General features: G+C 68.8%; 17 protein-coding genes. 7 read left to right on the top strand and 10 right to left on the bottom strand.

Annotated features, from left to right (window positions below; genetic code table 11):
• Positions 1 to 7: 7 nt before the first annotated feature.
• On the top strand, positions 8 to 1,363 hold the full coding sequence (locus ACZ6ZD_RS10955) for an FAD-binding oxidoreductase (protein ID WP_465670640.1): 1,356 nt from the start codon (positions 8 to 10) through the stop codon (positions 1,361 to 1,363).
• Here ACZ6ZD_RS10955 and ACZ6ZD_RS10950 read toward each other — a convergent pair.
• From ACZ6ZD_RS10950 to ACZ6ZD_RS10935, 4 genes are read right to left on the bottom strand one after another with little or no spacing between them, the layout of a single operon-like run.
• Entirely contained in the window at positions 1,360 to 2,106 is a 747-nt protein-coding gene (locus ACZ6ZD_RS10950) for an SDR family NAD(P)-dependent oxidoreductase (protein ID WP_465670638.1), read from the bottom strand. The genes ACZ6ZD_RS10955 and ACZ6ZD_RS10950 overlap by 4 nt on opposite strands.
• On the bottom strand, positions 2,099 to 3,340 hold the full coding sequence (locus ACZ6ZD_RS10945; RefSeq protein ID WP_465670636.1) for an AMP-binding protein: 1,242 nt from the start codon (positions 3,338 to 3,340) through the stop codon (positions 2,099 to 2,101). The genes ACZ6ZD_RS10950 and ACZ6ZD_RS10945 overlap by 8 nt, the downstream gene beginning before the upstream one ends.
• Positions 3,337 to 3,552 carry an acyl carrier protein gene (locus ACZ6ZD_RS10940; protein ID WP_465670634.1) on the bottom strand — a complete coding sequence of 72 codons (216 nt, stop codon included), beginning with the start codon at positions 3,550 to 3,552 and terminating at the stop codon, positions 3,337 to 3,339. The genes ACZ6ZD_RS10945 and ACZ6ZD_RS10940 overlap by 4 nt, the downstream gene beginning before the upstream one ends.
• The gene (locus ACZ6ZD_RS10935; protein ID WP_465670632.1) at positions 3,545 to 3,754 is read right to left on the bottom strand and encodes a hypothetical protein; all 210 of its coding nucleotides are present in this window, start codon (positions 3,752 to 3,754) and stop codon (positions 3,545 to 3,547) included. The genes ACZ6ZD_RS10940 and ACZ6ZD_RS10935 overlap by 8 nt, the downstream gene beginning before the upstream one ends.
• Positions 3,755 to 4,780: 1,026 nt before the next feature.
• Here ACZ6ZD_RS10935 and ACZ6ZD_RS10930 point away from each other — a divergent pair.
• Entirely contained in the window at positions 4,781 to 7,078 is a 2,298-nt protein-coding gene (locus ACZ6ZD_RS10930) for a hypothetical protein (RefSeq protein ID WP_465670630.1), read from the top strand.
• Here the strand turns inward: ACZ6ZD_RS10930 and ACZ6ZD_RS10925 are convergent.
• Positions 7,075 to 8,649 carry a glycoside hydrolase family 10-like protein gene (locus tag ACZ6ZD_RS10925; RefSeq protein ID WP_465670628.1) on the bottom strand — a complete coding sequence of 525 codons (1,575 nt, stop codon included), beginning with the start codon at positions 8,647 to 8,649 and terminating at the stop codon, positions 7,075 to 7,077. The genes ACZ6ZD_RS10930 and ACZ6ZD_RS10925 overlap by 4 nt on opposite strands.
• Positions 8,650 to 8,732: 83 nt before the next feature.
• On the opposite strand from ACZ6ZD_RS10925, the gene ACZ6ZD_RS10920 reads away from it, so the two are divergent.
• From ACZ6ZD_RS10920 to ACZ6ZD_RS10910, 3 genes are read left to right on the top strand one after another with little or no spacing between them, the layout of a single operon-like run.
• On the top strand, positions 8,733 to 9,242 hold the full coding sequence (locus ACZ6ZD_RS10920; RefSeq protein ID WP_465670626.1) for a GNAT family N-acetyltransferase: 510 nt from the start codon (positions 8,733 to 8,735) through the stop codon (positions 9,240 to 9,242).
• Positions 9,239 to 10,291 (top strand): pseudaminic acid synthase, encoded by a 1,053-nt coding sequence (gene pseI, locus ACZ6ZD_RS10915; protein WP_465670624.1) that lies wholly within the window; start codon positions 9,239 to 9,241, stop codon positions 10,289 to 10,291. The genes ACZ6ZD_RS10920 and pseI overlap by 4 nt, the downstream gene beginning before the upstream one ends.
• The gene (locus tag ACZ6ZD_RS10910; RefSeq protein ID WP_465670622.1) at positions 10,288 to 11,781 is read left to right on the top strand and encodes a class I SAM-dependent methyltransferase; all 1,494 of its coding nucleotides are present in this window, start codon (positions 10,288 to 10,290) and stop codon (positions 11,779 to 11,781) included. The genes pseI and ACZ6ZD_RS10910 overlap by 4 nt, the downstream gene beginning before the upstream one ends.
• A gap of 3 nt (positions 11,782 to 11,784) precedes the next feature.
• Here the strand turns inward: ACZ6ZD_RS10910 and ACZ6ZD_RS10905 are convergent, their stop codons facing one another.
• The 4 genes from ACZ6ZD_RS10905 to ACZ6ZD_RS10890 form a co-directional block, all read right to left on the bottom strand.
• On the bottom strand, positions 11,785 to 13,452 hold the full coding sequence (locus ACZ6ZD_RS10905; RefSeq protein ID WP_465670620.1) for a hypothetical protein: 1,668 nt from the start codon (positions 13,450 to 13,452) through the stop codon (positions 11,785 to 11,787).
• Positions 13,445 to 14,266, bottom strand: coding sequence for a hypothetical protein (locus ACZ6ZD_RS10900; RefSeq protein ID WP_465670618.1), 822 nt, complete (start codon positions 14,264 to 14,266; stop codon positions 13,445 to 13,447). The genes ACZ6ZD_RS10905 and ACZ6ZD_RS10900 overlap by 8 nt, the downstream gene beginning before the upstream one ends.
• Positions 14,266 to 16,533, bottom strand: coding sequence for a glycosyltransferase (locus tag ACZ6ZD_RS10895; protein ID WP_465670616.1), 2,268 nt, complete (start codon positions 16,531 to 16,533; stop codon positions 14,266 to 14,268). Before ACZ6ZD_RS10895 ends, ACZ6ZD_RS10900 begins: the two co-directional genes overlap by 1 nt.
• Before the next feature lie 65 nt (positions 16,534 to 16,598).
• On the bottom strand, positions 16,599 to 17,351 hold the full coding sequence (locus tag ACZ6ZD_RS10890; protein WP_465670614.1) for an N-acetyltransferase: 753 nt from the start codon (positions 17,349 to 17,351) through the stop codon (positions 16,599 to 16,601).
• 57 nt (positions 17,352 to 17,408) lie between these two features.
• On the opposite strand from ACZ6ZD_RS10890, the gene ACZ6ZD_RS10885 reads away from it, so the two are divergent.
• Entirely contained in the window at positions 17,409 to 19,736 is a 2,328-nt protein-coding gene (locus ACZ6ZD_RS10885) for a hypothetical protein (RefSeq protein ID WP_465670612.1), read from the top strand.
• Positions 19,737 to 19,844: 108 nt separating this feature from the next.
• Positions 19,845 to 22,001, top strand: coding sequence for a hypothetical protein (locus ACZ6ZD_RS10880; RefSeq protein WP_465670610.1), 2,157 nt, complete (start codon positions 19,845 to 19,847; stop codon positions 21,999 to 22,001).
• Here ACZ6ZD_RS10880 and ACZ6ZD_RS10875 read toward each other — a convergent pair.
• A complete protein-coding gene (locus tag ACZ6ZD_RS10875; protein WP_465670608.1) occupies positions 21,986 to 23,005 on the bottom strand; it encodes a PseG/SpsG family protein in 1,020 nt (339 codons plus the stop codon). The two genes, ACZ6ZD_RS10880 and ACZ6ZD_RS10875, sit on opposite strands and share 16 nt — an antisense overlap.
• Between the last annotated feature and the right edge of the window lie 53 nt (positions 23,006 to 23,058).

The raw sequence follows: 23,058 nt of genomic DNA, 5'->3' as shown, positions 1-23,058 counted from the left end.
AGGAAGCATGCTGGATTTGGCGGGGACGGTACTGACGCCCGGGCAGGACGGGTACGACGACGCGCGGCGGCTGTGGAACGCGCACCACGATCGGCGACCAGCGGTGATCGCACAGGTGCAGAACGCCGCAGACGTCCAGTCTGCTGTGCGGTACGGCGTTGAGAACGGGCTGGAGATCGCCGTCCGCGGCGGTGGGCACAGCATCGCCGGAGCGTCGTCGGTCGACGACGGACTGATGATCGACCTGAGCGCGCTGAACAGCGTGACGGTTGATGTTGCGGCCCGGCGGGCACGCGTAGGCGGCGGTGCGCTGCTGAGAGATCTGGATGCGGCCACACAGGCGCACGGCCTCGCCGTACCGGCCGGAGTGGTCAGCCACACCGGAGTCGGCGGGCTGACCCTCGGTGGCGGCATGGGGTGGCTGACACGCAAGTACGGGCTCAGCATCGACAATCTGGAGTCGGTGCAGATCGTCACGGCGGACGGCAGCATCCTGCGCGCTGCCGAGGACGAGAACCCGGATCTGTTCTGGGGCGTACGAGGCGGCGGCGGAAACTTCGGTGTGGTCACGGAGTTCGAGTTCCGGCTGAACGAGGCCGGGCCGATGGTCAACTACGACCTGCTGTTCTGGACGCTCGACCAGGGCGCCGACGTACTGCGGCTGGCCCGGGAGCTGTATCCGTCGCTTTCGGCTGACACCAACGTCGTACTGGCCTGTCTGAACGCGCCGCCGGCGCCGTTCGTGCCGGAGGAGCTGCACTTCGCGCCTGGCTACGGTCTGGTCATTGTGGGCTTCGGTACGCCGGAAGAGCAGGCTGCGGTGGTCAACCGCATTCGGGGAGAGCTGCCGCCGACGTTCGCGTTCGGCACGCCGATGCCGTACACCGCGCTGCAGCAGTCGCTGGACGACGCGAACGGGTGGGGGCACCACTCGTACGAGAAGGGCGCCTACCTGCCGGAGCTGACCGATGAGGCGATCGCGGTGATCACGGAACACGTGCCGCGCAAGCAGTCGCCGTTGTCGGCCACGCTGTTCTACCGGCTCGACCACGCGTACTCAGCGGTCGACGACGACGCCACCGCGTTCGGCGGCAGCCGCACTGACCAGTACGCCGTGTTCATCGTCGGGCAGGCGCCGGTGCCAGAGCTGTTCGACGCGGAGCAGCGGTGGGTGCGGTCGTTCTGGGAGGCGCTGCAGCCGGCGACGTCTGGGATCGGCAGCTACGTGAACGGGATGACCGAGGCGGAGGACGCGCGGATCAGAGCGACGTACGGATCGAAGTACGAGCGGCTTCAGCAGTTGAAGGCGAAGTACGACCCGGACAACGTGTTCCGCCGGAACGCGAACATCAGGCCGGCCTAGATCGAGGCGGCGCCGTCGATGACGAGCACCTGGCCGTTGATGTTCGTGTTCTCCAGCAGGAGCATGCGGACGACGGGGACGACGTCCTCGGGCTCGGTCAGGTGACCGGTCGGCGTCCTGCGGACGATCTGGTCCAGCTGGGTCTGGCCGAGCACTGCGGACATCTCTGACGCGAAGAAGCCGGGCGCTACGGCGTTGGCCAGGACACGGCCGCCCAGCTCACGTGCGAGTGAGCGGGTGGCCGCATCCATGCCGCCTTTGGTCGCGGAGTACGCGACGAGGCCGGGGAAGCCGCGCTGGGCGCAGATCGAGGTGACGTTGACGATTCGGCCCTTCAGACCCTTGGCCAGCATGCGGCGGAGGACGAACCGCGTCAGCAGCAGAGGCGCGGTCAGATTGGTCTGAATGATGTCTTCGAGTCGCTCCGGAGCGGTGTGGACGTGCAGCGAGTCCTGACCGATCGCAGCGTTGTTCACCAGGCCGTCGATCGGGCCGAGCGTCGACTCCACGGTTTTCACGAAGGACTGCGTGGCTTTGGCATCGTTGATGTCGGCCGAACCGGCGTACAGCTGGTCTGGGTACTTCGCTGCCAGCTCGGTGAGCTCTGGGGTCACTGTGCGCGCGAAGGCGGCCACTTTGACACCTGCGGTGAGGAGGTCGGTGACGATCGCCAGGCCGAGGCCGCGGGAGCCTCCCGAGACCAGCACGACCGAAGCGGGCGGAACGGCGCTGGGCTCAGACATCGCTCTTCAGGGTCTCCTTCTGCGGAATCGCGTCCAGGAACTTGATGCGGCGTGGGACGCCGTAGTCCGGCAGGCGGCTGGAGCACCACTGCACCAGGTCGGCGTCCGTGATCGGGCCGAGCGAGTTGTTCGTGACGACCTCCGCCGCGACCATCCGACCGACCAGTGGGGCTTTGCGGGCGAAGACGCGGGCCCACGACACGCCAGGGTGACCCATCAGCACGTTGCGGACGACGCCGGCCGACACCTTCGAGCCGCCGACGTTGATCTCGTCGGTGTCGAGGCGGCCGGTGATGAGGACACGGTCGCCGTCGTACTCGATTCTGTCGCCGGTGTGGACCGCACCGACCTGGCCGGCGCCGTGGTGCGGCGAGCGGATCACCAGCTCGTCGCCGTCCACCGAAAGCATCGGACGGTCCGGATCGGGCTTGCGGTCCAGCCAGGCGCGGGGGAAGCCGGCTTTGCCGTCGTGGACGACGATCGAGGCGCCGACCTCGGAGGAGGCGTAGATCCAGGAGATGCGGGCCTTCGGGAACAGCTCGCGGAGCTGGTCGAGGATCGGCTGGTCGACCGGCTCACCGCCGAGCGTGAGCTGCTCCAGCGGGACGGAGGCGAGGGCGTCGGCGTCCCGGTAGATGGCCTGGCGCCAGAAGGTCGGCGTACCGGAGGCTGCTGTGACGCCGTGCTCGGCGGCGATGGCCGGCCAGTCGTCCAGCTCGTGGGGCTCGATCGCTACCAGGCCCTGGTCGGCCTGGGTGATGGAGAGGGTGACCACCTGCCACCAGGCGTAGGTGCCGGGCGAGTAGGGCAGCAGCCAGGTGCGCGGCGGCTGGTCGGCGGTCACTGTGGTCAGCGTCTCCAGCGTGTGGCCGATGCGCTTCGGGCGGCCGGTTGAACCGGAGGTGAGCAGCCAGGCGCGGCCTGACTCCTCGACACGCTTCAGCCGGGCCGGAGTGACGTCGCCACCGGGCAGAACGACGGCGAAGCCGGACTCGCCGAGCTCTTCCCGCATGTGCTCGTCGACGCGGGAGCTGGTCGCGACCAGCAGCTCGGTGCCGTGGACTGCGTGGTGTCGGAGAGCCGCCAGCGCATCGGCGCCGTTGTCGACGAGAACCGCGGCCGGGGACGGCAGCTGCGGGAGCTTGTGCAGGGTTCGCCAGGTCAGCCGCTTACCAGCGACGACGACTGTGTTGTCGTCACCGATCAGCGCGGTGGTCCGGCGCCGCGTACTCACGCGGACTGGAGGTGCTCGATGAAGTCCAGTACGTCGCCGACGGTGGAGATCCGGCGCAGCCCGGGGGCATCGAAGTTCAGCTCGTCGTCCAGCTCGTCCTCCACCCGGAGGGCCAGCTCGGAGAAGTCCAGCGACCGGAAGCCGATCTCGCGCAGATCGGCGCTGTCGTCGGCCGGTAACGACCGGCCTTGCGCGGTCATCACCTCACCCATCAACTCCCTGACCCTGTTCCGCGCGACCGCACTCATGGTCCCAGAGCCTAGCCTGCCCCGACCGGCGCCGCAGAGCCGATCTGAGCCGCTTCACCCGGCTCGAGATCTCCCACCCGATCAGTGCGATCAACGGACCGGCGGCCGCGATCGCGGCCAGCAGGACCTCCTCGACCGGCAGGCCGGCGATGTGGAAGGCGACCATGGGACCTCCCCGATGCGTAGGCTCGCTGGGAGGTTACCGAGTGTAAACGCGATCCCGCCGCCGGTAAACGCCTCGGAGCCCGCACTCCTTGCCTAGACTCTCCGGGTGACTTCAGCCGGCGACGAGGACCCCAAGACCGCGTCCGAAGCGGTCACCGAAGAGCTCCCCGCCGTCCCCGCGGCCGACCCCCCTCCCCTCCCCACCACCCCACCCCGCCGCCCCCGCTGGTGGCGCCGCCCCCGCCCCACCCCACCCACCAACCCCCTGTCTGGTGGTGCGGGCGGTTCGGCTGGTGCGGGTGGCGCGGCTGCTGCGGGTACCTCGGGCGGTGTGGGTACTTCGGGTGGGACGTCGTCCGCCGGTAGCTCGGCTTCCGGAGGCCCAGCTGGCGCCGGTACGTCTCCTTCCGATCCCGCGGATGCTGTGGAGTCGGCGACTCCCATTTCCGCGGGAGAGGTGGGTGCCAAGAGCGCTCAGCCTGCAGCTGAGGTGAGCGGGGCGAAGGAGGCTGCCGCCGGGGGTGCGGCGGCGGCCGAGGGCAAGTCCGCGTCGGCACCCCCGGCAGCCGCGGGTGGCGCGGCTGGTGCGGCTGGGACGTCGTCCGCCGGTAGCTCGGCTTCCGGAGGCGCGGCTGGCGCCGGTGCGTCTTCTTCCGGTCCCGCGGCTGCTGTGGAGTCGGCGACTCCTGTTTCCGCGGGAAAGGTAGGTGCCGAGGGCGTTCGTCCGGTAGCTGAGGTGAGCGGGGCGAAGGAGGCTGCCGCCGGGGGTGTGGCGGCAGCCGGGGGCAAGTCCGCGTCGGCTGCCGCGGGTGGTGCGAGCGGCGCGGGTGCGGCGGGTGGTGTGGGTGCGGCGGGTGGCACGGCTGCTTCGGGTGGTTCGGGTGGGGCGTCGTCTGCTGGGGGTTCTGGACGGGGTGGGGGTGGGCGGCGGGGGCGGCCGGGGTGGGGGGTTCGGGTGGTGGGGGTGGTTAGTGCGCCGGTTTTGGGGGTGGGGTGGTTTTTGGGGTTGGGGGCGCATCCGGTGTGGATGGCGGGTGCTTATTTCGGGTACTTCGTGTTGGTGGTGGGGGTGCCGGGGGTTGTTTTCTGGCGGCGGTTGACGGGTGGGAGCGGGTGGTTCGCGGTTGATGTGGTGGTGGGGGCCGGGTTGGGGTTGGCGGTCGAGGCGCTGATCTATCCGGTGGGGATGGTGTTCAGCATGCCGTTCGCGGCGTTGCTGATGCCGGCGTTGGCGTTCGGGATGCACCGGGGGTTGCCACGGCCGCCGCGGGCGGCGCGGCCGACGCCTTGGTGGGCGGTCGCGGGGGTGATGGTGGCGGTCGGGGTCGCGGCTGCGTGGTTCGTGCGAGTGGGGTCGCAGCTGATTCCGTTGAACGGTCCGGCCGCGCTGCGACCGAATTCGGATGCGCCGTACAACCTGGCGATCGCAAGTGAGCTGACGCACCACTTCCCGCCGCGGCTTCCGTACGCCGACGGCCGGTGGCTCACCGGGCACTGGGCGGCGTACGACCACATCGCCTCGTCGCACTGGATCACGACCGTTCCACTCGACGTCCTCACGCACCGGATGGTGCCGTTCGCGTGGATCCTGATGACGGTCGTCGGCGCGGCTGCGGTGGGCATGGTGCTGACCGGCCGCGCGGTGGCGGCTCCGATCGCCGCCGGGCTGACCGTCGCCGCAGGAGATCTGACGGCGTGGCCGTGGGCCGTGTCGGACCGCACGTTCGCCGACGGCCCGTTTTCGCTTGGCCAGCTGACGAATCCGGCGCAGGCGTTCTCAACGGTCCTACTACTACCGCTCATCGCGACCACTGCACTGCTACTGCGTCGCAAACCCGGCCAGTCCAAGTCATACGTCTTCCGACTGCTCGTAACAGCCGGCGTCCTCATCACGGCCCTAGCGCTGACCAAATCGACCACACTGCCCGTCTACGCAGCAGGTGTCGCCGCAGCATGGATCTACCTGACCGTCCGCGCCCGCCGGCTCAACCTCCGCGCACTGGTCATCGGCATAAGCATCGCCGCCGCCTACGCCGCAACGTTCTTCGTCGTACTCCGCGGCACTCCGGCCGGAGTTCGCTTCGACCCGGACCACCTGTTCAACAAGCCGATTGTCGGCGCCGTACTGCTCGTCGGCTGGCTGATGCCCGCAGTAGGCGCGTTGCTGATCAGAAGCCGCGTACGCCGAGACCCGATGCCAGTCTTCCTGGTAGTCGGCCTGCTGGCCGCAGTCACCGCAGCGACCCTCCTGTACGTCGACGGCCAAGCACAGCTCTTCTTCGTCCGGACCGGCTTCATCTTCGGCGTACTGCTCGCCACCTGGGCCCTCAGCTCACTGGAGCGCAAGCAGTACTGGATCGCCGCCGTCGCACTGCTCATCGGCGTCGCAGCGATCTACTGGGGCCGCTACCGCTCCCCCGACTCTTGTACGTCGACCAACTGCTACGGCCAGGGTCTTGCGGTCGCGCTGGTGATCGCAGCGATCGGCATCGGCCTCTTCGGCCTGATCCTGCGCGGCTCCCGGCGTACGTGGGCAGTCATCGCGGTAGCAGTCCTACTGGGCACTACGGTCTCCCCGACCGTCGAGTCGCTGCATAAGTTCGCGAAACCGCCGCTCACGGAGTACGAATCCATCGCACCGGGCGGGATCGAGGCCGCGCGCTTCATTCGGCGGAACTCCGGCTCGGACGACCTGATCGCGACCAACGTGCACTGCCACAAACCCGGCACGTCGCGCTGTCTGGCCGGCTCGTACTGGATCGCCGGGTACGCCGAACGCCGGGTCCTCATCCAGGGCTGGGCCCACCAGACCAGAGTGGACGACACCTACCCCGGCAGGCCGCAGAGCCCGTACTGGGAGGAGGAGCGGCTGCGACTCAACGATCAGGTCTTCACCAAGCCGACCCGCGATCTCCTGGAGACGCTGCGAACGCAGTACCGCGTGCAGTGGCTCCTCCTGGACACCCGCGTCGGCGAAGCGCCGGAAGACCTGGCCAAGCTCACCGAGCTCCGGTTCGAGCTCGGCACCGTCCGCGTCTACCAGCTGTACCCGACCGTGCCAGCCAACCCGTCGACGACACCGACGCCGGGCCAGACGCAGACTCCAGGCTTTCCGACCCAGACGCCGGGCTTCCCAAGCCAAACACCCGGCTTCCCGACTCAGAACCCGTCAGGACCGCCGACACCGGGTCAGACACCAGGCGAAACTCCTGGTCAAACCCCAGGACAGACGCCGCCGTCACAGCCCTTCCCACCCGGAAGCGGTCCGAGCAGTCCGTCGGGCAGCAGCTCTATGCCGACCACGCCGTTCTCACCGGGCGTCTAGCGCAGCGAGATCGTCGGGATGGCGATGCTCTGGTTCGACAGCCGGTCCAGCGCGGCAACGGAGTACAGGTACAGCTTGCCGGGCACAGCTGTCGCATCGACGTACGACTGCGCAGCGCCTGTCGAGCGCAGCGTCGCTACCAGGTTCCGCGCGTCGTTGTCCGGGCAGTGGTCGCCGGCCAGCAGCTCACGCCGGTAGACGGCGTACGACGTGGTGTCACTCGACGTCCGCCGCCACTTGAGCTGGACGCCGTCCGCACCGCGCTTGGCCTGGACGGCGAGCGGCGGCAGCGGCGCACGGGAGTCCAGCTCGGGCATCGCCGGAATGAGCGCAGGCCGGGTGTACCAGGTGTTGTTGAGCAGAGTGGTCGCACCGAGCCGGTCTGCGCGGACGTCCTTGGCAGAGAAGAAGATGTGCCCCTTCACCTCCGGAATCGTGCTCCCGAAGGTCATGTGGTCGCTCAGCTCGGCCGGGTCGGCCCAGTCCGGCGACTGCGTCGACGTACCGACCTTGTACGTCGCCTCACCGATGTAGAGGTGGACGCGCGTGCCGCGGACCTGCTCGGCCCACCAGGGGACAATCTTGTTGTAGTCGGCCGGAGCGAACCCACCGGCCCAGTAGACCTGCGGAACGATGTAGTCGATCCACTCCTCGCGCACCCAGCGCCGAGTGTCCGCAGCGAGGTCGTCGTAGGTCTGAACGCCCGCAGTGGTGTCGGTGCCTTCCGGATCGGTCGCCTTGTTCCGCCAGACGGCGAACGGCGAGATGCCGAACTTCACCCACGGCTTGACGGCCTTGATCTGCTGCTGCAGCTCCTGAATCAGGAGGTCGATGTTGTTCCGCCGCCACGACTTCAGATCCGGGAAGCCGGCGCCGTACTGCGCGTACGTCGCAGCGTCGTCGAAGACCTGACCAGCAACGGGGTACGGGTAGAAGTAGTCGTCGAAATGGACGCCGTCGATGTCGTAGCGCGACACCGCGTCCATGATCGCCGACTCGACCAGTCTGCGCGCAGCGGGGATGCCGGGGTTGTAGTAGAGCTTTCCGCCGTAGTTGACCACCCAGTCCGGGTTCTGGCGCGCCGGGTGCGTCGGCACCAGCGTGTTGAGGTCTGTCCCCATGGAGAGCCGGTACGGGTTGAACCAGGCATGCAGCTCGAGATTGCGCTTGTGCGCCTCCGCGACGGCGAACGCCAGCGGGTCGTAGCCCGGGTCCACTCCCTGCTTGCCGCTCAAGTACTGCGACCAGGGCTCGACCTTGGACGGCCAGAACGCATCTGCGGTCGGCCGCACCTGAAGGATGACCGCGTTATGGCGCTGCCGGACGGCGTCGTCCAGCCAGCTGATCAGCTCAGACCGCTGCTGCGCGGCGCTCAGACCGGTCTTGGATGGCCAATCGATGTTCACCACCGACGCGACCCAGGAGGCCCGGAACTGCCGGAGTGGTGTGGTCTGGCTCGGCACACACTTTCCGTCGTCCGCAACCGGCGCAGCGGACGCCGTACTGGTCAGACTGCCCAGCAACAGACCTGCGGTGGCACCGAGAACGCCCATGGCACGCCAGACTCTCATGTCACTCTCCGACATCGTCTCCAGATGAGTTGGAAAGATGTTTACACAGAAGACGGCGACTGAGAAGGCATTAGGTTAGAGCCATGTTGCGGGCCGCCACGGACAACGATGTCGACGAGATGCGGAGGCTGCGCAACCAGCAGGCCAACCGCGAGGTGAGTATCACCAGCCACGAGATCGGGGTCGCGGAGCATGCGGCGTGGTGGGCGAAGACCTCGGTCGATCCGGCCCGCCGGGTGCTGATCTACGAGCGCGACGGCGCGACGGCCGGCGCGGTGAGCTTCTTCGATCTGGACGGCGCAACCGGCGCGTGGGGGTTCTTCCTCGACGCGGAGGGGCTGGCCGAGCGGGGCGAGACGCTGCCCGCGTGGATCGAGGTGATGCGCGAGGCGACGTCGTACGCGTTCGACGAGCTCGGGCTGGACGTGCTGACCGGCGAGGTGCTCGAGCACAACACCGTCGTCCGGCAGATGAACCGGCGGTTCCGGTTCACCGAGGGCACGCCCGAGCAGCGGTACGCCGATGGGCGGGAGCTGACCGTGATCCCGATCAGCCTGCGCCGCGAGGACCGGAGACAGGGGAAGAAGGTATGAGGACCACCATCGAGATCGGCGGCGTGCCGGTCGGGCCGGAGCACCAGCCGTTCGTGATCGCGGAGATGTCGGGGAATCACAACGGCGACCTCGAGCGGGCCAAGGAGATCGTCCGCGCGGTCGCGGAGTCCGGCGCGCAGGCGATCAAGCTGCAGACCTACACCGCGGACACCATGACCCTGGACGTCGACCTGCCGGCCTTCCGGCTGCCGGTCGAGCACGAGCTGTGGAGTTCGGCGCGGCTCTACGACCTGTACGACGAGGCGCACACGCCGTGGGAGTGGCACGAGCCGCTGTTCGAGCTGGCGACGTCGCTCGGGCTGGTGGCGTTCTCGTCGGCGTTCGACCAGACGGCGATCGACTTCCTGGAGAAGCTCGAGGTGCCGGCGTACAAGGTCGCGTCGAACGAGATCGGCGACCTGCCGCTGGTCCAGGGGATGGCCGCGACCGGGAAGCCGATCATCATCTCGACCGGCTCCGCGACGCTGACCGATATCGATGCCTCCGTCCGCGCCGCTCGGGCGACCGGGAACGAGCAGATCATCGTGCTGTCCTGTACGGCGAGCTACCCGGCGCCGCCCGAGCAGTCGAACCTGCGCGGCATTCCGGTGCTGCGGGACGCGCTCGACGTCCAGGTCGGCCTGTCGGACCACACGATGGGGATCGGTGCGGCGGTCGCAGCGGTGGCGCTGGGCGCGACGGTGATCGAAAAGCACGTAACGCTGAAGCGGGCGGACGGCGGCGTCGACTCGGCGTTCTCGCTGCAGCCAGAGGAGCTGGAGGCGCTGGTCGAGAACACGCGCGTCGCGCAGCTGGCGCTTGGCCGGCCGGTGATTGGGCCGAAGGAGGCCGAACAGAACGTACTGCGCTTCCGGCGGTCGCTGTACGTCGCACAGGACGTCTCGGCGGGTGACGTGATCACCCGGGAGAACGTGCGCTCGGTGCGACCAGCGGGCGGGCTGGCACCGCATCTGTTTTCTGAGGTGCAAGGGCGAGTGTTTCGGGCTGACGTGGCGGCTGGGACGCCGTTCACCTGGGAGCTGTTGTGAGCGAGTACCTCCTGTTTCCGGGGCGGCATCATGTGCTGACTCGATTCCAGGGTGAGTTTCTGCGGGAGCACGCGGCCGGGCGGACTGTGGTGTGGGCGGTCACGTCGGCGAACCATCGGACGACGAAGCGGAACCCGATCGGTTTTGATCGGCGTCAGGCCGCGATCGAGCGGTTCAGCGTGCTGGAGGGGATCCGGTCGCTGGTGGTCGGCGTCGTGGACACACCACCGACGGACGAGTTCGCCGAGGTGACAGTGAAGGCGATCGAGGCGGGGACCGACGATCTGGTGCGGTTGACGCCGGCGAACACGGTGGTTGCGTGTTCGACGCCCGAGGTGAGCAAGTTGTACGAGCGGCTCGGGTTCGCCGTGATCGGGGTTGAACCGGAGGGCGTCGTCCGGCCGTGGGACGTTTTGCTGATGGTTGCTGCAGGCAATGAACTGTGGCGGTCGGAGGCGCATCCGGCGACGGTGGACGTCTTCGAGCGGTACGCGCTGGACGCGCATGTCCGGCGCTGCGTGAACGATCCGGTGGTCGGGGACGACGGCGGGCTGACCACGACGCGGGACTACAAGACGTACGCCGACGCGTTCGAGACCGCCGCGGATCGCAAGTGGGCGCAGATCCGGGAGTTCGTCCGGCCGGGGCGGATCCTCGACATCGGGTGCGCGACCGGGGCGACATTACAGCTGATCGACGCGGATCCGCGGTTCCACGAGTCGGATCTGATCGGGGTGGAGGTCGCTCGGCATCTGTACGCCGAGTGTGAGCACAAGAAGGAGCAGGGGCGGTTCGCCAACCCGAACGTGTACTTCTACCAGCGCAACATGCTCGGCTCGGCGGTCTTCCCGCCGCGCTCGATCGACACCACGCTGACGCTCGCGCTCACGCACGAGATCTGGTCGTACGCCGATGGGTCGCGACCGGAGACCGTTCAGCGGTTCGCGGACGCCGTGTTCGCGCACACGGCGCCGGGCGGCGTGTGGATCAACTCCGACGTTTGCGGGCCCGCGGAGCCGGACCGGCCCGTCGTCCTCGCGCTGGACGACAGCGACGGGTTGAACCCGGCCGCGCCGGCTGAGCTGGAGTCGTTTGACGACCCCGTGGCGTACATCGGCGGGTTGTCGACGCGCGCGCGGTTCTTCCAGTTCGCCCAGGACTTCCGGCGGAATGCGCGCGTCCCGTTCGAGTACGCCGTCCGCGATGGTCGCCTTGTCCTTCGGCTGGCCGATGCGATGGACTTCCTTACCCGCAAGGACTACGTCGACAACTGGCTCAGCGAGACCCACGAACAGTTCTGCGGCCTCAACTTCGCCGGCTGGTCAGCCGTGGCTGCCCAAGCCGGCTTCACGCTCGACCCGTCCTCGAAGCCGTGGCGCAACGACTGGGTGATCGACAACCGGATCGCACCGGTCGCCGCACTCAGCAGTCTGGACGGCGGGGCGCTCGACTGGCCGGACACGCACCAGCTCCTGATCGCGCGACGCTGAAGGTCAGCGGCGCGGGCGCAGTTTGTTGGTGTACTTGCGGAGGGCCTTCTTCAGTTTGCGCGGCTTGCGAAGTTGGGCCACCCGGGAGACTTGGCGGGCCAGGGCGTAGGCGCGGGAGTTGTTGAGTTTGGCGCGGGCGGCGGTGGCTTGCTGGACTTGGGTGCGGAGCTCGCGGATGCGGTTCTCGCGGGTCTTGAGGGCTTTGTTGCGGAAGTTGAGGGTGCGTTCGAGGCCGAAGACGTGACCTTGGAGTTCGTGGAGGTCGTGGCGGGCTCGGGCGGCGTCGGCGAGCGCGGTGCGGAGGTCCGGGTCGGAGTGGTCCTGGGTCTCGAGGGCTGCGGACAGGGCCGCGGTGAGCTCTTTGGCGCGGGCCAGTTGCTCGGCGGCGCTCGACTCGGCGTGCGGTGCGGTCGCGGGGGTGGCGGGGGCGGGGGTGATGCCGGACATCGCGAGCCAGGTGGCGACGAGGTCGTCGCCGATCATCCACGGGGGCCAGGGGTGGCGGCGGTGGGTGTCGACGAGGCGGTTGTGGAAGCGGAGCCAGGCGGCGGCGAGCAGGTCGGCCTTGTCGACGGGCTCGGCGGCTACCCAGCCGGAGACGCCGTGCGCGAACGTGTCGCCGGTCAGTACTACTTCGTCCCAGCGGAGGAGGAGGTTCGAACTGGTCGCCCACTCCCCTAGCTGGGCCGCCAGCTTGCGGAAACCAGGTACGTCTTCAGCTGCCGCCAGACGGAAGAGGGCAGTTTCCACGGTGACGCCATCCGGAACCGTCGCCGGAACAACCGCGGAGTCGTAGTACACGCCGGAAGGGTTTGGATCGGTTGGAGAGGCCGTGATTTGCCAGCCTTGGGGGGTGGGGGTGGCTTTGAGGGTGGGGGTGTAGAGGGTTTGGGGTGGGGGGGTGTTGCAGATGGCTAGGTAGGTGGTGGGGATGGCGGCTAGGAGGCCGGCTCGGCTGGCGGACTCTACGGATTCGGTGGGGGTGGTTAGGAGGGGGGTGGGGGAGGTTTGGAGGGCTTCTAGGGCTAGGCGGGTGGGGAGGTGGCCGGGGCGGGCGGCGGTGGCGGCTTTGGTTTCGATGAGGGTGTGGTCGGCGTAGTGGGCGTACACGGTGGCCGGCCAGGGGAGGGCTGCGGTTAGCTGGTCTGCGGAGACTGGGCGGGTGGGGTCGTCGTGGAGCGGCGTCCAGTCGTTGTCGCCGTGGCGCAGGTGGTCGGGGCGGCGGTCCAGCAGGTTGAGGATGGAGAACTCGTTCTGCAGCGCCAGGACGACGACGGCGTCGGGGGTGGCGAGAGCTTGGACGGCGGCCAGACGGTCCAGCCAGGTGAGGTGGTCGCTGTCGTAGCCGAGGACTCGGTCCAGGCCGTCGGTAGCGACGATGACCTCGAACGGCTCGGTGTGCAGGCCGTCGAGCGCCCCGGTGATCACCTGGAGGTTCGGACCGAAGCTTTCGGCGAGCGCCTCGGCGTCCGAGACTGAGCGGACCAGAGCGGTGACGTCGGCGGAGTGCGCCAGGACGGACTCGAGCTGGAGTGCGGAGTGCGGGCCGAGGACCAGCGTCCGGCGGTTGGCCGGGAGCACGTCGGTGAGCAGCGCGGCCAGAGCCGGCTGCGGAGCCGTGTGATCCGTCCACGGCTGCATCTCACCGCGGACCACCAGGACCTCAGACACGCTCTCTCCAATCGAACAACATCCGTAGTTCCGCGGCCGGCAGCATCCAGTCGCGGCCAAGCTCGGCGTCGGTGGTGGCGCGGGCCGCCTCGAGATCGATCGACGTACCGAGCATCTCGGGCCAGAGGCGCTCGATCCGGCTCTGGCCGCCGAAGAGCGGGTTCTCGCCCTCCATCTCCATCGGGTCGCCGTAGACGGCCGGCTCACAGCCCGCAGCGACGCCGTAGAAGATCGCAGTGGACAGCCGGTTCGCCGCGACGCGCTTGTGCCGCCGCAGCTCGGCCAGCTGCTTGTACAGGAACTGTTTATCGGTCCCCTCGTAGGAGAACCCGCGGCGACCGAAGGACACCACGCGGAAGCCGGCGTCCTCGTAGAAGCCGCGCACCTCCGGCCGGTCGTACTCGGTGTAGTAGAGGCTGAACGTGACCGGACCGGGCTCGGTGTCGCGAATCTCGTCGATCAGGCGTTTGTGGTCGCCCTGGATCTTCCCGCCCTCCCAGCCATGGAAGAGGAACCACAGCGTGCCCTCGCGCTCCTCCTCCTCGACGGGCGGCACCAGATCGAGCAGATAGAGGAAGGGGGCGCCGATGCTGTGGTAGTTCCGCCGGCCGAGCGCATGGCCACGCCGCCGCGGCGCATCGCTCCAGGTGAACCGCCAGGCGCCGTCGTAGAACTCATGCACCGGGTTCCACCCGCAGCCGATGTTCCAGCCGTGCTGCAGGTAGCCGCGCAGCCGCGGCGGCTGGTCGTACTCCAGACCGGCGTACCGCGCCAGGATGTGCGCCTGACCGTAGTAGTGGTTGTGGTGATGCATCAGCGCACCTCGACGTGCAGCGTGCCCGCATGCGGCCGGACGGCGAGCGTGTGCGCACCACTGTCGACGACCAACGGCAGCCGGCTGCACAGGAAGGGCTCGCACTGGACGGCGTGGGCCGAGCCGTCCGGAGCGACCGCGAACAGGACCCAGTCGGCCAGCGAGGCCAGCGGGTCCACCGAGACGCGCCGCTCGCTCACTCGGTCGCCAACGGCAGACAACGCGTCCAGATCAGCCGCAGCGGACCATCCGTCGTCCGAGAAGCTTCGACGGCACTGGACGTCGACGTGGTCGTCCGACTCCGGCAGGAAGCGCCGCCAGGCGAACGTCACGTCGCCCCAGTCCGGTCCGCGGACGACGATCTTGTTGCCCGCAGCAACCACCGAGGTGGCCGCGAACCGGATCGGCGACTCGTGCAGGTTCACGTAGCCGCCGGTGGACCGCGTCATCGTGATCACCCGGCCGCGCTCGGCGTGCGAGATCGCCCGCTCCCCCGCCGTCCAGAGCAGCAGTTTCTCCTCGCCGGCCGGACCGCGCAGCCGGAAGGCGCGCGTCGTCCGCTGGCTGAACGGATCATCCGGGTTGATCTCGTCGAGAATCGGCCGGATCGGCAGCCAGGCGACGAAGTCACGCCCGTCGACCTTGATCGGCACCTTCTCCTCACCGCCTGCCACCGGCCGGGTGACGAACAACGACGGCTCGTCGAACGACGAGCGGCCATGCAGCACCAGGGCGTCCGGCGTGTGCTCGATCGCGGTCAACCGGCTCGGGTCGTGCAGCCGGCGGACGGCGAAGCACCCGTCCTTCCCCGGGCCGGGCTGGACCCAGCTGTCCCCCAGCCACGCACCAGGCGGCCAGCCGGGGCTCCCCGGCCCCTGCCCGCGCAGCTTGTCCTGACGACGCAACCGGCCCAGCTTCATCCGGACGTCGAAATGCGCCGGACCAGCCGTGCAGCGACCGAGCAGCTCCTCGTCGAGGACCACCTCGAAGCCGACCCGGCTGGTCTCGCCGTGCAGGTCGGTCGCGTCGAAGCGGCGCACCTGCAGCGGGTAGGGCACTCCAGCAATGACCAGGTCAATGCGCAGACTGGACGACGCACAGGTCTGCAGATGCCGGATCTCGGCCGTGCCCTGTACTGACAGCTTCCCGTCGGCCCAGGACACCGAACGCACACTGGTTGCCAGCGTCAGGTCCTGCTCGGCCACCCGATAGAGGTCCTGCGGTACGACGCCGTCCCGCAGGCCCGGGTAGTTGAAGTCGTAGACCTTGCGCCGCCGCGGCAGAACGCGCGCACCGCCGCGCAGCCCGCCGTCCTCGCGGAAGATCGCCAGCCGCCGGAGCAGGTCGACGTCACCGGCTCGTAGCGCCGCATGCTGGATGCGGTCGTAGCGGTGCGCCCGCTCCAGAGCCGCCGGGTCGAGGCGCGTCAGCAGCTCGCTGGCCAGCTCGACCAGCGGCTCCTCCTCGCCGGCCGGTACGGCGCCGAACGCCATCATCAGCGTCAGCAGGTCGATCTGGGTGAAGTGCGCGTGCAGACGGCTGCGGACGGCGGGGAGCGCCGTTTCCGCGAGGTCCATCACCATTCCGGCCGAGGTGACCCGGTCGCGCAGGTTTCCGAGCTGGAACTTCTGCTGCGTGATCGACTCGCCGGACTCGCGCTCACGCCAGTAGTAGACCGGTGCGGCGATGGTGTCGACGGTGACGGCGTCCAGGTGCGCCTGGAGGGTGACCGGGTAGTCCTCGTAGCGGATCGCGGGGAACTCGTAGCCGCGCTCCGCCCAGAAGGAGCGCCGGTAGACCTTGTTCCAGACCATCCGGTCCAGGACGAGGTCGGTGACCTCGGTGACGTGGGTGGCGAACCGGTCCCGCATGAAGGGCTGGCGGTGCAGCCAGGACGGCCGGACGCCGGAGCTGTTGTTGAACCGCCGCGCGTTGCCGCCGGCGAAGTCGGAGCCCGTCCGGTCCAGGGAACGGATGAGTTTCTCGAAGCCGTGCCGGGTGACCAGGTCGTCGCTGTCGACGAACGTCAGGTACTCACCGGTCGCCTGGCGGGCGCCGGTGTTCCGCGCCGGGCCGAGACCGGCGTTGTCCTGCTCGACGATGCGGAAGCGGGAGTCCTGGATGCAGAACTCCTTGGCGATCACCGCGCTGTCGTCGGGAGACCCGTCGTCGACCAGGATCGCCTCGAAATCCGTCCAGGTCTGCCGGGCGATCGAGTCCAGACAGTCGCCGATGTACTCACCGACGTTGTAGAAGGGCACCACCACGCTCAACCGCGGCGTAACAGCGATGGCACTCTCCTCGCGCGAGGGGCGCGCCCTGGCCGCGCGCCCTACGTAGCGGCAACGAGGTGGACCGTGAGGAGGTTATGCACGGGTTCGAAGCCGTACCGGGCCCAGATGCGCTGGATTCCGGTCTGGTGCGCTTGGGTGGAGACGACGAGTCGCCGGGTGCTGGCGGCGTCCTCGACGGCCGACAGCAGGTGCCCGTACCGCCCACGGCCCTGTTCGGCCGGTACGACGCCGGCGAGCTGGACCTCGGTCCAGGACCGCTGCTCGTCGATCGAGGCGAGTGCGAGCACCCGACGGTCCGGACCGCGCAGTACGACGGCGCCCGTCGCCTGGATCCGCCGCCGGGCCCACTCCTGCCGCCCGGCCAGCGCCACCGACCGGTCGAAGAGCGGGTTGGCACAGTAGTGGTTCCCGGAGTCGCCGAACACATCCGCGACCAGGTCGTCCACCAGGACGTCGTCCGCGGTCTCCTCGTGTTTCGCGGTGAAACCGGCCAGCGGCGCCGGACGCCGTCCTTTGCCGACCGGGAGCGACCAGTAGACGACGGTGTCGGCCAGCAGCGCCCGGCGCGGCCCGCTCGCCAGAGCGGCGAACCAGGTCATCTCACGCGCTGGATACCGCAGGACGACGACGTCCGCCGTCGATCGCTCGACAGCGGCCAGCACCTCGGCCAACAGCGTACCCGCGGAGGCTGAAACCGACATGCGGTCGATCGAGATCCCGAAGCGTTTGGCCGCGTCCACAGAGGGACGGACCGTCAGCTCACCGGACTCGAGAGCCTCGTACCAACTCATAGTGAACCCACCGGCATGAGTTGGCAGCTTAGTCGCTCGATGCCTAAGGTGCGTCAGGTGCCGACCTTGACCGGCCTCGCGCCGTGGGGAGTGGGCACGTCGGCACGTCCGACCGCCCGCCCCGGCCGGCGGACCGCCGTGAACCACCTTGTGAAAGCAGCAGCCGGTGTCGCACTTGCCGCGCTGGTGTTGTGGCTGATGGCAGGAGCAAGCTCCGCCGACAGCATTGTCGCCCTGGTGCGCTTCTGGCTGCTCGGGATCACCCTGCCGGGTGTCGTGCTGTGGCGGCTGGGCTCACCGTTCCGGCACAGCCTGATCGAGGATGCCGCCGCGGGCACGCTGGTCGGCGTCGCTGCGCTGCTGCTGGTCTACATGGGCGTGTCGCCGCTCGGCCTGCAGCGCTGGGCCTGGCTCTGGGCCGTTCCGGTCGTACTCACGGCGTTCGGCGTGCCGCGATGGCGTCGGCGCGTCCTGGGTCGGGTGGAGCGTCCGGTGGGCCCGGTGACTGCGTGGCTGATCGCTGCGGCCTGTGCGCTGCCGGTGTATGTGATCGCACTGCCCAGAAACATCGCACCGGCGCCGTACACGGATCCTGGGTACAACAACCCGGACATGGCCTATCAGCAGGCTCTGTCGGCCAGCGCGAAGTACGACTTCCCGCTGCAGGCGCCGTACGTGCACGGCGAGCAGATGGACTACCACTACTTCTTCCACCAGTTCACCGCCGCGGTCGCGTGGGCGACCGGCGTCGACCTGACCGACCTGATCTACACGATCGGCTGGATCCCGCTGACGCTCGCGGGCTGCGCACTGATCTTCGCGCTCGCCGACCGCCTCGCACCGGGCTCGCGCTGGGTCGGTCCGCTGGCGATCGCGGTCGCTGCGGTCGGTGGCACCGTCAACGCCTACCCCGGGATCGGCCTGCCGCAGGAGAGCCTGACGGCGTACCTGTGGGGCAGCCCGACCCAGAACCTGGGCAGTGGACTGACCGTGCTGCTCGCAGTCCTGGTCGTCGATCTACTACGTGGCCGGAACGGCCCAGGCACCTGGCTGCTCGCTCTGCTCATCGCTGCGGCGGCGTCCGGCGCGAAAGCGACGATCCTGCCGCTGGTGCTCTGCGGTCTCGGCCTGGTCGTCTTCGTGCAGCTCTGCCGGCGCCGGATCGCGCGCCGCGCCCTGGTGCTGGCGGTCGGGGTGACCGGCGTGATTCTGGCCGCGATCGCGGTCGTGTTCGGCAACCACTCGACCGGGCTGTCGCTCAAGCCGTGGGTAACCTTCGCCAAGACAGGCATCTACCCGCTGATCGTCTGGCAGCGCGACTACGAGACCGGTGTCTACGACCACAGCTCGATGTGGATCAGTGCGACGGTCACCTGCCTGGCTTGGCTGCTCGGCGCGGCCGGCCTGCTCGTCCTGGCGGGTACGCCGAAGCGGTGGCTGCGCGACACCGGAGTGGTCTTTCTGGTCGGGGTGGCTATCGCAGGCTTCTTCGGGATGGCCCTGACCGACCAGTCCGGCTCCAGCCAGATGTACTTCCACCGGACCGCCGTGCCGATCATCGCCGTGCTGGCCGCGGTCGGCGCGCATCAACTGGTCGCCGGTCGACGGTCCGGTCGGCTGGTGCTGGGGGCCGTGCTCGGCGGGATGGCGGCGACGTTGGTCGCGCGGCGGATCGTCAAGGCGATCCCAAGCGACGGTGAGCCGTTCCGGCGACCTGACGCCACGCTGACCGGGATCGTCCTGCCGTGGGTGCTCACCCTGGTTCTGCTGGTCGGTGTTGGCCTGGTTGCCGCGTTGTTGATGCGGAAACAGCCGGTGCGGGTCGCCTGTGCCGCCTTCGTGCTCGCTGCGATGGGGGCGGGGCTGTTCCTGCCGCTGCGTGGGCTACCGGAGATTCCGGAGGTGACGCGGGCACAGCTGGATCGTCCGCTGACCGAAGAGATGCTGCTCGGGCCGTCTGCCACTCAGACGGCCGCTGCGCGCTGGCTGCGCGACCACACCTCTCCTGGCGAGCTGATCGCCACCAATGCGCACTGCGCCGAGCGGAGTGCGATGGGCTGCGACGCCCGGCACTTCTGGATCGCCGGGCTGAGCGAGCGGCACGTGCTCGTCGAGGGCTGGGCCTACACCAACACCATCAACGACCAGGTCGTCTCGACCGCGCTCAACCCGAACATCCTCCCGTTCTGGGACCAGGCGAAGCTGGCCGAGAACGACCTCGTCTTCACCGCGCCGACCCGGGACAACCTGCAGAACCTGCGCGCCAAGTACGGCGTCCGATGGTTGTACGCCGACCCCGGACAAGGGGCCGTGTCCCCCGAGCTCGACGCCCTCGCGACGCTGCGGTTCAGCGCGCCGGACGCACTGGTCTACGAGCTCCGATAGACCTGTTTGGCAGACGCGTTTTCACACTAGGGTGTGCGCATGCGCGCACGGGCTAGGCGACGGGGGCCGAGAACGTCGGGGCCCTCCCTTTCCGGACTTCTGGCCGGAGTGACAGTAGGTCTCTTCGCGATCGTGCTGTTGCTGCAGCACGCCAATATCTTCGCGGTCACCCGGTTCACGGTCTTCACCGCGCTCGTGGTCACGCTGCCCGGTTTCGCGCTCTGGCGGCTGATCGGCAACTACAGCCGCAACCTGGTGGAGGACCTCGCCGCCGGCTTCGCAGTGGGCACTGCCGTGCAGATCATCGTCTACCTGGCCAGTGCGTCGATCGGCCTTCAGGCTTGGTCGTGGGTCTGGGCGCCGGTTGCCCTGGTCATCGCATTGATCGACCGGGATGTCCGCGCCCGGGTGTGGCGTCGGGTCGAGACTCCGGTCCGGCCACTCCAGGCCTGGCTGCTCGCGCTGGGGACGATGACCGTTGCGCTGATCACCTTTCGCCGCGGTCCGGGCGCCTTCCTGCCGGCGTACACCGATCCGCTCCGCTCCTACCCGGATCTGGCCTTCCAGCAGGCGTTGACCGCCAGTGCGAAGTACGACGTGCCGGTTGAGGCGCTGTGGCTCGGCGGCGAGCGGATGGAGTACCACACGTTCTTCCACCAGTCAGCGGCCGCAACCGCTTGGGGAACGCGGATCGACCTGACCGATCTCATTCACTCGCTGACCTGGTTACCGTTGTTCCTGGCCGGGTGTGGGCTGATCTTTGCGCTGACCACCCGCTTCGCCCCGACAGCGGAGACCGGTGCGACGTGGGCGGGCCCGCTCGCCGTACTGGTCGCCGGGCTGGGCGGTGTGGTCCAGCCGTTCGAGACTGTCGGTCTGAGCGCGATCTCGACTGCCGCCACGGCGTACATGAACCCGACGCAGAATCTGGGCATTCTGGTCATCGTCGCGATCTCCATCGTCGCTGTGGACCTACTGCGGTCCAACTCACCGCGGAGTCGGTGGGTGCTACTGGTCTTGTTCGTTCTGATCGCGGCCGGGGCCAAGTCGACGGTTCTGCCGTTGGTGGGGCTCGGGTTCGCGTTTGCGTTCGTCCACCTCGGCATGGTGCGGCAGCAGACGCGGACGGCGATGCTCGGTGGGCTGCTGACGTTCGGGGTGTTTCTGGCCGCGCTACTGGCGATCTTCGGCGGCAACACCTGGGGCACGGTTGTGAAGCCGTTCCACACCTTTGTACAGCTGGCGCCGTACGCAACGATCCAGTCGAGCTCGAATGCACAGTTGCTGTCGGCATTGACCATGTTGCTCAGCTGGGCGCTGGCTGTCGGCGGCCTGTGGTTCCTGGGCCGGAAATGGCGGGACGTCGGTGTCGCCTTTCTGATGGGCTGTGCAGTTGCTGGGCTGCTGGCGACGCTACTGACGACGCAGGCGAGTAGCAGTCAGCTGTACTTCGTCCGGACGGGCTTCCCGCTGGCCGCCGTCCTGGCATCGGTCGGGCTGGCGAACCTGGTCGGTCGGCTGGGCGATCGCCGCGGAGTGGCGCTCGTCGGGGCCGCAGGGCTGCTTGGCCTGATCGGCTTCGCGATTGCGCGCTCGCAGACCGCAGATGCGGCCGGCATCAAGAGTGGGTGGCTGTGGACGCTGGCGGCCGTCGCGGCGGTCGGTGTGCTGGTTTCCCTGGCCTGGAAGGGTTTCCGGCGTCCAGGCAACCTGGGTGTGGCCTTTGTGGCTGCTGCGGTGACTGCCGGCATGGTCGGCGCGACTCTGGTCCCCCTGCAGACGATCTACTCCGACGAGGCGACCCGCGGCATCTTCCCGAAGCCGTTGAGCGGTGGCGCCACTACGGCCGAGGCGGATGCTGCGCGGTGGCTGCAGCAGAACAGCCACCCTGATGACCTGGTGGCCACGAACGCGCACTGCATCGTCCAGCGGGACGGTATCTGCGACAGTCGGCACTTCTGGATCGCTGCGCTCTCCGAGCGTCGAGTGCTACTCGAGGGCTGGGCCTACACCAGCCAGGCGAACCGGACTGCGCTCATCAACAACGCCGACCCGGTCCAGGTCCCATTCTGGAACCGCGAGGTGATGGTCGCCAACGACGCCGCGTTCAAGGCGCCGAGCGACGCGGCCATGCAGCGGCTGCGGACGGCGGGTGTGCGTTGGCTGTTCGCCGACCGGCGGGCCGGGGAGATCTCGCCGGCACTGAAGGACTTCGTCAACATCCGGCATGCGACGCTGGACGTGACGATCTACGAGCTCAAGTGAAGGAGCGCGTCCGCGACCCGGGCGCGCCCCTGACCGTCCACGAGCCGCCAGCCCGCGGCCGCCAACCGAGCCCGCTCCGCAGCGTCGGTCAGCAGCCGCTTGAGCACGGCCGCGGCACCCGACGGATCGGCAGCCAGCTCGGACAGGACGCCGACGCCGGCCGCAGTCCCCGTAGCGATCGCCCGCTCGTACCCCATCACCTGGTTGTCGACGACACACACCAAACCGGCAGTTGCACCAAGACAGAGGAGCTCCCACGTCGACGTACCCGAGGCGCTGATCGTCACGTCAGCCGAACGGACGGCGGCAGCCAGCTGGTCGGTCGGGCCGACGACGTCGACGCGCTGGTGCGCACCGACCTCAACCGCAGCGATCTGCCGAGCCAGCTCCGGCGTCGGTGCGACCACGGTGGCAGCGAACGGGACGCCGGTCGCGACCAGAGCCTGTGTCACCACCGGACCGGCGCCGAAAGCATCCGTACCGCCGAAGAACGCAAACACCTTCGGTACGCCGGCCGGGCGCAGCGCAGGCGGTTCGGACGGGCGTAGCGCGCGGATCTCGTCCCGGATCAGCACGTAGTCCAGACCGGCGAGTCTGGTCGTGCCTGACCGCAGAATCGGGCGGTCCAGCTCGGCAGCGAGGTTCTGGTCGACCAGGATGTCCGCGTCGGCGCCCCGGAGGTCGCCGTCCACGATGGCGAGTGTCGGCACACCGGTGGCCCGGACTGCGGGGTAGACGGCCGCATCCAGGTCGTAGGAGTCGAAGACGACGCCGTCGTACCGCTGCAGCAGCTCCACATGCTCGGACGGCGTCCAGACTGCCGGAAGGACCGGAATCCCGCGGGCGGCGATCTGACCGGCCGCCCAGGGCACGGTGTGCGCGTCACAGACGAATTCGACCGCAGTCCCCCGGAGTCGCAACTCCTCTGCCAGAGCCAGGCAGCGCATCACGTGCCCGATCCCACGGCCCGGCCCGACATCGCAGCGCACCCCGACGCGTTCCACAGAGTGACCGTATCCAGCGGATTGAGGAGGTCGCTAACCGGGCAGCTATTGTT

This window comes from Kribbella sp. NPDC104218 (genome assembly GCF_055584105.1).
The sequence above is the reverse complement of the archived record's forward strand: the minus strand, read 5'-3'. Positions and strand labels throughout refer to the sequence as shown.

Bases quoted from the DNA above. Each gene is read 5' to 3' on its own strand.
- ACZ6ZD_RS10940 (WP_465670634.1), bottom strand. From the start codon at position 3,552: ATGGGTGAGGTGATGACCGCGCAAGGCCGGTCGTTACCGGCCGACGAC.
- ACZ6ZD_RS10900 (WP_465670618.1), bottom strand. From the start codon at position 14,266: ATGCATCACCACAACCACTACTACGGTCAGGCGCACATCCTGGCGCGG.
- ACZ6ZD_RS10950 (WP_465670638.1), bottom strand. From the start codon at position 2,106: ATGTCTGAGCCCAGCGCCGTTCCGCCCGCTTCGGTCGTGCTGGTCTCG.
- ACZ6ZD_RS10935 (WP_465670632.1), bottom strand. From the start codon at position 3,754: ATGGTCGCCTTCCACATCGCCGGCCTGCCGGTCGAGGAGGTCCTGCTG.
- ACZ6ZD_RS10955 (WP_465670640.1), top strand. From the start codon at position 8: ATGCTGGATTTGGCGGGGACGGTACTGACGCCCGGGCAGGACGGGTAC.
- pseI (WP_465670624.1), top strand. From the start codon at position 9,239: ATGAGGACCACCATCGAGATCGGCGGCGTGCCGGTCGGGCCGGAGCAC.
- ACZ6ZD_RS10920 (WP_465670626.1), top strand. From the start codon at position 8,733: ATGTTGCGGGCCGCCACGGACAACGATGTCGACGAGATGCGGAGGCTG.
- ACZ6ZD_RS10890 (WP_465670614.1), bottom strand. From the start codon at position 17,351: ATGAGTTGGTACGAGGCTCTCGAGTCCGGTGAGCTGACGGTCCGTCCC.
- ACZ6ZD_RS10930 (WP_465670630.1), top strand. From the start codon at position 4,781: ATGGCGGGTGCTTATTTCGGGTACTTCGTGTTGGTGGTGGGGGTGCCG.
- ACZ6ZD_RS10925 (WP_465670628.1), bottom strand. From the start codon at position 8,649: ATGAGAGTCTGGCGTGCCATGGGCGTTCTCGGTGCCACCGCAGGTCTG.